This is a genomic window from Pseudoalteromonas sp. A601, assembly GCF_002165575.1.
GTDB lineage: Bacteria > Pseudomonadota > Gammaproteobacteria > Enterobacterales > Alteromonadaceae > Pseudoalteromonas.
In genome coordinates, this window is sequence record NZ_MXQF01000015.1 from 1 (window position 1) to 11548 (window position 11548).

10 protein-coding genes are annotated in these 11548 nt (G+C 40.1%); 5 read left to right on the plus strand and 5 right to left on the minus strand.

From position 1 onward, the window contains the following. Window positions 1-175: 175 nt before the first annotated feature. The 3 genes from B5G52_RS13465 (at window position 176) to B5G52_RS13475 (ending at window position 5043) form a co-directional block, all read left to right on the plus strand. Window positions 176-1624, plus strand: coding sequence for a sodium:solute symporter family protein (locus B5G52_RS13465; protein WP_087533165.1), 1449 nt, complete (start codon window positions 176-178; stop codon window positions 1622-1624). 33 nt (window positions 1625-1657) lie between these two features. Beyond that, window positions 1658-3970, plus strand: coding sequence for a family 20 glycosylhydrolase (locus B5G52_RS13470; RefSeq protein WP_087533166.1), 2313 nt, complete (start codon window positions 1658-1660; stop codon window positions 3968-3970). Between the two features lie 218 nt (window positions 3971-4188). After that, window positions 4189-5043 carry a mechanosensitive ion channel family protein gene (locus B5G52_RS13475; RefSeq protein WP_087533167.1) on the plus strand — a complete coding sequence of 285 codons (855 nt, stop codon included), beginning with the start codon at window positions 4189-4191 and terminating at the stop codon, window positions 5041-5043. A gap of 287 nt (window positions 5044-5330) precedes the next feature. Here B5G52_RS13475 and B5G52_RS13480 read toward each other — a convergent pair whose 3' ends face one another. Then, on the minus strand, window positions 5331-5933 hold the full coding sequence (locus tag B5G52_RS13480) for a LysE/ArgO family amino acid transporter (protein ID WP_087533168.1): 603 nt from the start codon (window positions 5931-5933) through the stop codon (window positions 5331-5333). 95 nt (window positions 5934-6028) lie between these two features. On the opposite strand from B5G52_RS13480, the gene B5G52_RS13485 reads away from it, so the two are divergent. Continuing rightward, window positions 6029-6925, plus strand: a complete 897-nt coding sequence (locus tag B5G52_RS13485; protein WP_087533267.1) for a LysR family transcriptional regulator ArgP — start codon at window positions 6029-6031, stop codon at window positions 6923-6925. A gap of 392 nt (window positions 6926-7317) precedes the next feature. Here the strand turns inward: B5G52_RS13485 and astB are convergent, their stop codons facing one another. The 4 genes from astB to B5G52_RS13505 form a co-directional block, all read right to left on the minus strand. Beyond that, window positions 7318-8670, minus strand: a complete 1353-nt coding sequence (gene astB, locus B5G52_RS13490) for an N-succinylarginine dihydrolase (RefSeq protein WP_087533169.1) — start codon at window positions 8668-8670, stop codon at window positions 7318-7320. Between the two features lie 56 nt (window positions 8671-8726). Continuing rightward, a complete protein-coding gene (locus B5G52_RS13495; RefSeq protein ID WP_087533170.1) occupies window positions 8727-8957 on the minus strand; it encodes a hypothetical protein in 231 nt (76 codons plus the stop codon). 486 nt (window positions 8958-9443) lie between these two features. After that, complete coding sequence (locus B5G52_RS13500; protein WP_087533171.1) at window positions 9444-10454, minus strand: zinc-binding alcohol dehydrogenase family protein; 1011 nt, start codon at window positions 10452-10454, stop codon at window positions 9444-9446. 87 nt (window positions 10455-10541) lie between these two features. Continuing rightward, complete coding sequence (locus B5G52_RS13505) at window positions 10542-10979, minus strand: MarR family winged helix-turn-helix transcriptional regulator (protein ID WP_087533172.1); 438 nt, start codon at window positions 10977-10979, stop codon at window positions 10542-10544. 128 nt (window positions 10980-11107) lie between these two features. On the opposite strand from B5G52_RS13505, the gene B5G52_RS13510 reads away from it, so the two are divergent. Further along, on the plus strand, window positions 11108-11536 hold the full coding sequence (locus tag B5G52_RS13510; protein WP_087533173.1) for an organic hydroperoxide resistance protein: 429 nt from the start codon (window positions 11108-11110) through the stop codon (window positions 11534-11536). The last annotated feature ends 12 nt before the right edge of the window (window positions 11537-11548 follow it).

The window sequence follows — 11548 nt, forward strand, 5'->3', positions numbered from 1 at the left end:
GCAGAAGGGCTTGCCCCGGGGATGTTTATTGACAGCGTTGACATTTATACCTAAGAGCACATATAAAAAAATAATCGTTCTTAGGTCATCAACAGAATAATAATTATCACCAATCACGTAATTAAAATGACGTGCTGTAGCTAGCGCTGCGTGGAATGGTGGAGCAGGATGTCTTATGAAGTGGCAATTATTAATGGCCTTTTTAGGCTACTTAGGATTTATGATCTGGTTTGGCTGGTGGGTGAGTCGCAATGCTAAAGGCGGCGATAACTTTTTATTAGGCGGACGCAACTTACCTTTTTTACTCACACTAGGCACGACCGTTGCCACTATGGTGGGCACTGGCTCGTCAATGGGGGCTGTTGGTTTTGCCTATAATAACGGTTGGGCAGGGATGATCTATGGTTTAGGCGGAGCATGCGGTATTTTACTATTGGCAAAACTGTTTGCGCCAGTGCGTAATCATGAGTTTATGACCATGAGTGAAGAAATATCCTACTACGTTGGCGCTCATCCTTTGGTTAAAAACACCATTGCGGTATTTATTTTTGTTGCTAGCATTGGCTGGTTAGGTGCACATATTTTAGGCGGTGGGATGTATCTTGCGTGGTTGACTGGGTTATCACCGCTTTCGGCTAAGCTACTAATCGCTTTAGGGTTTAGTGTTTATGTGGTGATTGGTGGCTACGTAGCTGTTGTTTGGACTGACTCTATTCAAGCTATTGTCCTGTTTGTGGGCTTTTTTTTAATGGCAGGTGTAGCGCTTTATGAAGTAGGTGGCGTAGCGCAAATGGCAGATGCTCAACCAATCCTTAATCAAAGCTTCTTGTCACTTGATAAAATAGGTATTGTGCAGGGGTTATCATTATTTTTTGCCGTACTCGTTGGTGTGCTCGTTGCTCCTTCATTTCGCCAACGTATCTATTCAGGTAAACATGTAAAAAGTATAAAGCAGTCTTTTTATTTGTCGGGCGGCTTATATTTAGTGTTCGCTATTGTGCCAGCTATTATCGGAATGGCTGCCTATGCGCTTAACCCTGAACTTGAGAACAGTGCATTTTCGTTCCCCTACATGGCATTTGAACTATTGCCCTTTGGTTTAGCTGCTTTGGTTATCATCGCGGGTTTGTCAGCCACTATTTCTAGTGCCAGCTCTGATGCAATTGCTGCGGTGAGTGTTTTAATTCGAGATATCTACAGTTTAGTGTTTAAACGTATGCCCCATGCAAAAGATGTGGTTATTCTTTCGCGAATAGGATTGGTTTTAACCATAGGGACTGCACTGTTACTTGCTCTACTGACTAATGATGTTATTGGCTATATAACAAATATGATCGCAACGCTGATGTCTGGCTTGTGTGTGTGTGTTTTACTCGGTCACTTTTGGCCGCGTTTTAACTGGCAAGGTGCGATTGCTGCTTTAGTCGTGTCGTTGATTGTTTCGCTGGCCATTATTGCAATTCCAACGTGGCAAGCATTTTGGGGCAACCCGATTATTCCAGCTACTTTAGCCTCGGCCTGTATTGCATTTATTATCACTTTGCTAACCCCAATACAAATATGTGATAGTGCGCAAGCTTTGGCTATTTTAAAAGCTCAGCGTGAAGAAATGCAGCATGATTAATCATAAGAGCCACAAAAGAACAGGAATTAACTAATGAAAATAATAATGAAACTAATCTTAGCGAGTGTTTTTTTAAGTTGCTCTAGTTACATTTTCGCTGCTGCAAAAGTGCCCTTAATGCCTATGCCTACAAAGGTAGAACCACTGAGCGGCACAACAGAGCTGAACTCATCTCTCAAAGTGTATATTGCCAATAAACAAATGCCATTATTACAACCGTTGTTAGAAAATTCATTAATAAATAGCTCATTTAAAACGGTAGTGCTGACTGGATCACAGCAGGCGCAATTACATATAAATATCACAAAAGCTGTGAGTACGCTTCCTTATCTAAATATGGATGAAAGCTATAGCTTAGAGATTGCAGATAATAAAGTTAGATTAAACAGCGCTAATCAATATGGCATGTTAAGAGGACTGGCAACGCTATCTCAGCTTTTATTTAGCGCTCAACAACCGCTAAAGTTGGATAATTTTAAAATATATGATGAGCCAACCTACCCTTGGCGAGGTTTGTTATTTGATGGTGTTCGTCATTTTCTACCTATTGCTGATGTGAAACGAACATTGCGAGGTTTAGCCTCAGCTAAATTTAATGTATTCCATTGGCATTTAACTGACGACCAAGGCTGGCGAGTAGAGTTAAATAGCTACCCTAAACTACATAAAACCGCATCTGACGGGCTTTATTATACGCAAAGTCAGATCAAAGAGGTGGTTAGCTATGCAGCTAAATTAGGGATCCGAGTCGTTCCTGAGTTTGATGTGCCAGGTCATGCAAGTAGCATTGTGCTTGCTTATCCAGAGCTTGGTAGTGGAACAACATTAACTGAAATGGAAAGACATTGGGGAGTGTTTAAACCTTTGCTTGATCCTAGTAACCCAGATGTTTACACGTTTGTGGATGAGGTTGTTGCTGAGCTAGCTGGCTTATTCCCTGATCCATACCTACATATTGGCGGGGATGAAGTTGACGACAGTGATTGGCAAAAAAACGTTAAAATACAATCTTATATGGAAGATGAAAACCTGCCTGATAGTGCTGCATTACATGCTCACTTTAATCAAAAAGTGGCCACTATTTTAGCTAAGTACGATAAAAAAATGATTGGTTGGGACGAAGTACTGCACCCTAGTTTACCAAAAAGTACCTTGGTGCAATCATGGCGAGGCCATCATTCATTAGCGGCTATTCGTGAAGCTGGTTATGATGGCTTACTTTCTAGCGGTTTTTATATCGATCAACCACAATGGACAAGTTATCATTATCGTAATCACCCCAATCCACCTATTGAAAAGCGAATCACAGCAAAGCAAGTAATTAGCAGTGTTGATTTTAGCCTTAAGCGCTTAAAAGGCAGTGCAGTTAAAGGTGATGTGACGCTATTTAAAACGAGTGCAAATGAACTAGTGGCGTTAGTTAATATTGTTGGTAAAGGTGGATTTATTTCAAAACAGGTCGTGATGAACGACAGTAATACCTCTGTTTCTATAGACACTTGGATGGGGCCAACAAAATTATTACTTGGTTCAACAAATGGAGAAAATACCATTGCCATGGTAGGTAATACCCCTTACCCATTAGCGGTTAGCCCAAAAACGACATCAACAATGCAAACGCTCGAATCGGCATTATCGCGCCAGCAAGATACAGTGAAAGCGGGTAACGTGCTCGGTGGAGAAGCAACGATTTGGGCTGAACTTATCACTACAAATAACTTAGACACTCGCTTGTGGCCAAGGCTATACGCGATAGGCGAACGTTTTTGGTCATCTGCGCAATTAACGGATGAACGTGATATGTATTCACGATTAATGATAATGGAACGTTTTGCTGATCAGAAAGTAGGGCTATTGCACCAGCTGCAACTAAATAAACGTTTACAAACATTATCTAAAACTTCTGCTGATACCAACGCGTTACGAGTTTTTAGTCAGTTAATTGAACCTGCACATTATTATACTCTACATCACTTGGCGTTTTTACGTGATGAATATAATCAGTATGCTCCGCTTGATAAGCTGGTTGATGTTTTGCCAGTAGAAAGCTTGCAGTTAAAACAACTTGATTTTGCCATAGCGGATTATCAACAGTCGTGTGATCACGAGGATTTAAGTTTAGTTACCAACAAACTAAACAGCTGGCAAATGTTGTTAGAGAAAAACCAGTCTTTATTTTTATCAAATAAGGAATGGCAAGCGAGCTATTTAGAACTGATTTCAGCGTTGAACAACAAAGACCAATTGAATACGCAGCAGGCTATTAAAATCAACAATGGCAGTATAACGCAGGTGGTTCAATCAATTAACGTTTTAAAGCAAGCTAGGTTAAGCTGTGGCCGTTAATTCATTGCTTTAATCTAATATTCTTGAAAATAGAATAAAACAATAGGTTTATGAGCGCGATAGCTATATACTCGCGCGCGCTTAGCTGTGGTCAAATTTAAGTCAGTTACTTTTATCAGCCACTTGCTAAATAGTGAAGTTAAACTGGGTTGCTTTAAAGCATCGTGCCCTGTTTTATATTGTGTTGTTTTTACAGCAATTATTTACGGAAATATAACGTGAAAGATAAGCTTTTAGTCTTTTGGCAAAACCACTCAGATACCCTCATTACTTTAGGGTATAACTTAGTATTAGCATTGGTGATAATTATTGCCAGTGTGTTAATTGCGCGCTCGGTTAAAAGAGCAATCAAAAATTCTAAATCACCACTTAAAAAAGTGGACGATACCTTGCTACCTATTTTATCAAGTGTTGTTAGCTATTTGGTATATGTGATTGCAGGGCTGTTTATCTTAGATATTTTTGGTGTTAATACAGCAAGCTTAATTGCTCTGATGGGGGCTGCAGGTTTAGCTATAGGTTTGGCGCTTAAAAGTACGCTTAGCAATATAGCTGCAGGCATTATGCTATTAATACTTAGACCTTTTAAAGTAGGGGACTTTGTTGATGCAAGTGGTACAACCGGTACTGTGAGTGAAATAAATCTATTTACCACAATATTTAAAACCAGTGAGGGTCTCTATATTGCCTCGCCAAATGGCAAAGTCTGGAGCGGCAATATTAAAAACTTCACCCGTAATGGTAAAAGGCGCATGGATATTGTGGTAGGTATTTCGTTTACAGATTCAATAGATAATGGCTTAAATGTACTTAAAGCAGTCGCCGCGTCAGAGAGCCGATTATTACCAGAGCCAGCCCCAAAAGTTATGGTGACTTCAATTGGTGAAAGCGCGGTGAATATTCAATTACGTGCATGGACGGTGAATAGCGATTATTGGCAAACAGTTTGGGATCTAAATAAACGGGTGAAAGAGTCTATTGAACAAGCGGGGCTAACTATCCCATTTCCGCAGCGCACTTTGCATATCTCGGAGTCGATGGCATCGGCAGTAACCGTTAATAAAGATGTGTAAAACGTAGCTTGTAAATATACCTAAACAAAGCCAGTCAGCAAATACTGAGTGGCTTTACACTATTTGTACTAATAACTATTGGCTAACTGTTAAAGTGACGTCAACATCATCACCCGTGCTGTACCAGTTTAAGCTAGTTGATTATCACCAGCGGTGATGAAGGCAAGCTCAAACTCATATTGATTGTCGGTAATTAAGGTAAAGCAGGTTTAATAAAGTAAATAGTCTCTAAAGAATGCCGTAATGAGCCTTCACTGCAACCATACTTAAAATAGTACTGTTTTAATTTATTGGTTAGGCACGTTATACAATTGCAGTGCCACAAAACATAAAATGGCGGCGATACAGCTATCAAAGACACGCCATCTAAAAGGAGAGCTTAAAATTGTTTTTAGTTTAGGTGCAAATAACACTAAACTACTAAACCAAATAACAGAGGCAATACAGGCGCCAATGGCAAAATGCATAGGCTGTGGTTGCAATGCGCCAATACTGCCAAGCAGTAGTACGGTATCTAAATAAACATGGGGGTTTAATAAACTGATAGCAAAGGCGGCAAGAGCGGTTTGCCAGCCACTTACTTTTATTGTATGGCCAACTTTTAACCCAGAGGTTCCTTTAATTGCACTGTGCGCAGAGCCAAATGCTAAGTAAAGCAACATGGCTATACCGCCCCAAGTTAACCACGGCAATAACGCTGGTAGCCATAGTTTTAACTCATTAGCCGCAAATACCCCCACAATAATTAAAGTGGCGTCGCAAACGATGCAAACCGCAGCTAAAATAAAACGATTAGCCCCTGCCATACATTGACTTAAAATCCAAATATTTTGCGCGCCAATGGCAATAATTAAACTCAGCCCTAACATCACACCAGACAAAAACGACATACCGCAAACCCATTCAATTATTCAATGCCTTGCAGGGTAGGGGGAATTCTGCTACAAATCCAATGAATATATTTTTTGTTATATGCGTAAAAGTCATGATTGATTATCAGTTGCTCAATGCACTTAGTGTTGTAATAAGTGAAGGCGGGTTTGAAAAAGCCTCGAAAAAATTATTTATAACGCAATCGGCGGTAAGCCGGCGTATTCATCAGCTAGAGGCCAAACTAGGCGAGCCGGTATTAATAAGAACCCAGCCCCCATCGCCAACTGCACTTGGCAAGCGCTTACTTAATCATTTACAGCAAGTGTTACAGCTAGAAGTAGCGCTTAATGTGGGGGCTCTCAACGAGCATACTGATTTAAATACACCACTTAGCGTAAAAATGGTAGCCAATGCTGACTCCCTCGCAACATGGTTGCCCGAGGCACTGGCCGTGCTAGACACTGAACTAACCTGTAAACTACGTTTTGAAGTCATTAGTGAAGATCAATCAGTTGCTCATAAAAGAATGAAAGACGGCGAAGTGATGATATGTATTAGCTCATCGCCAGAGCCGGTCAATGGCGGCTTAGTTAGTCCACTTGGGGCAATACGCTATAAAGCGATTGCTAGTCCTGAGTTTATAAAACAGCATAAGTTGACTGAGCTTTCGCAATTAGCACATTTACCGTGTTTAGTGTTTAGCGATCTGGATAAATTACAGCATCAATTTTTAAACGACATTAACGCTGCAATTCCACTTTTTACACATATTTATCCGTCATCTGAAGGCTTTAAACAAGCGATGATCGCAGGGTTGGGCTATGGGTTATTACCTACCTTACAGCTAGGAGATTCATTGGAAAAAGGGGAGTTAGTTGATTTATTCCCAGACTATTACATAGATACACCTTTATACTGGCACTATTGGCAAACCGAAAGTCCGCAATTAAAAACCTTGCGTAAATTTGCACTACAAGTTGCGGCTAAACGGTTAGAGCCTATTAAGTAACCTGAACGCTGGGCAATAAATACCTTAACCAACGTTTAGGTTAAATAAAGAGCTTATCGCTGCCTTAAGTAATATTTAGCTACCGCTAGTTTAGCTATCATTACACTAATAATGGTTTTAAACGTAACTTGTTACAGCTTGGTTCTATTAACACCTAACACCTAACACCTAACACCACCTAACCCACATCAACTGATTTTTATAATCATCAGGTTTAACGCTATTAGTATTAAGGCGATATCTAATAGGGATAAGCTACTCAATTAATTTATAAAACAACACAATACTTTGTAGTTCGCCCAAAGAGTTTAGGCGAACTGCGGTATTTCTGCGACTTTTGTGAATTCTAATTTATGCTATGTATTGTACTTCACCTAGCTGAACGTAGATCATTATTGCAGCTCTAATTGAAAAGGATATACAGAGCCAAGTTCAAGAATTTGTGTGAGTTCATCAAGTGCTTGCCAACTCTCAAGCAACAGGTTTGGATCGGCAAAATCTTCACTACTTAGCTTATCGCGATAATGCTCATTCGCCCATTTACATAATTGTTGGTACTTACTATCCGTTAAAATAACCGCAGGGTTAACAGCTGCGAGTTCTTGCTGATTGAGTGCCACTCTTAGGCGTAAGCAAGCAGGACCACCGCCATTTTGCATACTTTGCTTTAAGTCAAAAAATTGCACTTGATTGACTGGGTTATCAGCGCTGATCATTTCGTTGATAAACGTGTTAACGGTACTGTTATTTTGGCACTCTTGCGGAGCAACTAAGAGCATTTTTCCGCTATTTAAACTGACTAATTGGCTATTAAATAAGTAGCTTGTAACGGCATCTTGAATACTCACTTTCGCCGTTGGCACCTCGATTATGTGTAATGTTTTTTCACCTAAGTAAGCACGTTTTATCTGCGCTAAAGCATCAGCTTGATTTAAAAAAGCTTGTTCGTGGCACAATAATACATTTGCATTGCCGACAGCGATTACGTCATTATGAAATACACCTTGATCAATTACCGCAGGGTTCTGTTGTAGTAAAATCTGGCTACTAGGCTTTAATTGGTGCAATCGACAGATTGCTTGTGAAGCTTCGAGTGTTTGTCTTGCTGGAAATTTATTAGGTTTTGTTAAAGCACTATTAAATGCACTTGCGCCATAAACAAACATTTCCAAACCGCAGCTTGCATGGTCGTCACTCAAACGGGTGTGATTTGCAGCCCCTTCATCACCAAAAAAACCTTGATCGGGTAAATGCGCATGATGACTAAAATAGTCGTTGTTATTGAACATGGCTTCGAGTAACCGGGTCGTGGTGGTAGGTTCTAAAGAGCGATGAAATTTATTATTTAAATTAGCAGCAGTGAAATGTACTTTTTTGTCGAGCGTATCAACAGAAGGAGACACAGTTGCAGCATTGGCAGTCCACATGGCAGAAGCAGAGTAGCATGCACGTAGTAAAATAGGATCAGCCTTGTAGGCTTTGCCAATAACATCACTATCGCGACCGCTAAAGCCTAAACGGCGTAATACATTAATGTCAGGTCGTGCGTGGGGGGCGAAAACACCTTGGGTCAGCCCTAAATCATGCATAGCCTTCATTTTTGCAAGGCCTTGTAGCACCGCCTCTTTGGGATTTGAGTAACTTGTTGCATTATTTAATGAGGCAACGTTACCGTATGACAATCCTGCGTAATTGTGAGTTGGGCCAACAAGGCCATCAAAGTTTACTTCTACTGCTTTATTCATTCTGTTACAACATGGTTGGAGGGTTTATTAAACTATAGCCAAAATTAAAAATATCTTTAGTTTAGATTTGCTAATTCTAGCTCGATAGTTTGTAAGTTTTGCTGCAAACGCTTTTGAGTTGCAAGCAAATAAGCTTTTTGCTGTGATATTTTTGACTGCTGTTGGCGTAATGCTTTGTAGATCACACGTTTGGGTAAATCATACTGTGTCGACGCTTCGGTAATTGTAAGTTGATGTACAGACAGTTTTTTTAGAGCTTCATCTAAATAAGGATAATCACTTAACATATCTGCGCTCCCTTTCTGCGGTGGTGTGTGTATCGTTTGCTTCGTGAACGTGCCAAACACTGATGTCTAAGCGCCACAATAAATATAAAGTGTGATAAAAGTTAGTCATAGCTCGAGCTCCCTGTAGACGAGGTAAATGAAGTTAAAACTCACCATTAATGAGTTACCTTTATCTATAAGGAAGATCTATGCCAGCCTGCATAATTATTTTTAGTTATTTTAGAACAGTGGGTTATGATTTTTTATTATTTTTACTTTATGGCGAAGCACTGATGTAGTGAAAAATACGGTGCGATTTGCACTTTTATGATGCGTATCTATAGTGCTAAGAGAAGTAGAGTCATTCATTATTTATGAACGGGTTTAGATATTGAAAACGTTTTAAAATTAAAGCTAATTCAGACATACAAAACTGTAGCAGATTAAAGTAAGTAATATGCCCTCTTTAATGAGTAGTTACTTATCGTAAGAGGGCGCATATATTAACTAAAACCCTTCGAGTACCAACTTACCCCGTGACTGGTGAGACTCTAATATGGCGTGGGCTTTTAGCAGGTTTTCGACATTAATTTTCCCAAGGTGTTGGCCTAGAGTGGTTTTAATGGTGCCGTTATCAACCAAGTCAGCTAACTCAGTCAGTAACTGATGTTGCGCTATCATATCGTCAGTTTGGAACATTGAGCGGGTATACATAAATTCCCAATGCAGTGAAATACTTTTACGCTTGAGTTTTAAAATATCAAAGCTTGCAGGGTCGTCAATTAAGGCCAGTTTACCTTGTGGCTTGATCACTTTGATTATTTCATCAAGATGTTGATCGGTATGGGTTAGACTAACCACTAAGTCGAACTCTGCAAGCTTATGCTCAATTCGTTGTGTGTCTAAGCTTTGTGAATGATCGAGCACATGATCAGCTCCTAACTCTTTTAGCCATATAACACTTTGCGGTCTAGAAGCCGTACCTACTACGGTTAAGTTAGTCAGCTGTTTTGCCAATTGCACTAAAATAGAGCCAACACCACCAGCGGCGCCAATAACGAGTAATGAAGCTGGTTTTGCATCTTTGGCGCGTGATAGTTGTAAACGATCAAAAAGTAGCTCCCACGCGGTAATACTGGTTAATGGTAAGGCAGCCGCTTCTGGGTTGCTAAGCGAGGCTGGTGCTTTACCTACTATGCGTTCGTCAACCAATTGAAACTCTGCATTACTGCCAGATCGAGTTAGATCACCTGCGTAATAAACACGGTCGCCAACATTGAATAAACTCACATCATCGCCAACGGCTTTAACAATACCAACAGCATCCCAACCAATGACTTTATGGCCGTGCTCTGGAGTCACATTTGCGCGAATTTTAGCATCAACAGGGTTCACTGAAATCGCTTTGACTTCAACTAATAAGTCGTGCCCTTGCGCAGTTGGCATGGGTAATTCGATTGCCTCGAAAGAGTTATCGCTTAGTGTTTTTGTTGCGGCTTGATATCCGATAGCTTTCATAATTAGCTCCTTGGAAGAAAGTGATACCTCACTATAACGTATATCGAATATATAAAAAGAGCAGTAATCATGAATCACTTTCAAAAATTATTTGATAGTTAAATCGTTATTGATTTTATCGAGTAAAGAGATGAGCTGTGTGGCTTCTGATTCTGAAATTGAAGGAAACTTACAGCGTATTTGAGCTGGGATACTTTCTGCTTTTAGTTGCAATTGGGTGCCCGCAGGTTGAAGCTGTATTACTCGTTTTCGTTTATCGTGCTCATCTTTAATTACATGAAGCAGTTTCTTTTCGGTCATTTTTTTTAGGATTTGCGTCATTGCTCCGCCATCAATAGCGGTTTTAGTGAGTAGCTCATTAATACTGATTTTGTCTTTTTCCCACAGTGCCATCATTACCACGTACTGTGGGTAGGTTAAATCAAGTGCCGTGAGGGCCTCGCGATAAGTGCGAACGATGCTATTTGATGCCATATATAAGCGGTGGCAAATTTGATTATCTAGTTTTAATTGTGGGAATTTCATATCTATGCACTCTTTTTCGTCATGCTTATATTTTAATTTGCACACAAAGTATTTGCAATGTTGATTTAATGCGTTTATTATTTTGCATACAAAATAAATTCATTTAATTTAAGTAATAGGAGAAGGTTATGAAAGAATTACAAGGTGTAGCATACACAGCAAATGCAACGGCGACGGGTGGCCGTGAAGGTACTGCAAAATCTGATGATGGCCGTTTAGATGTGGCTTTATCGACACCTAAAGGTCTTGGCGGTGACGATGGCCAAGGTACTAACCCTGAACAATTATTTGCAGCAGGTTATGCCGCTTGTTTTATCGGTGCGTTAAAGCTAGTTGCAGGCCAAGCAAAAGTTAAATTACCCGCTGACACTCGAATAGATTCAGAAGTATCTATTGGTCCTATCGAGGGGGGGTTTGGTATTGCCGTTAAGCTTGCGATATTTGTTGGTGATGTTGATAAAGACACTGCTAATGAATTAGTTGCCAAAGCTCATGAAGTTTGCCCGTATTCAAATGCGACTCGTGGCAATATTGCGGTTGAGCTGTCTGTTATTTAAAGTGTTTAAATA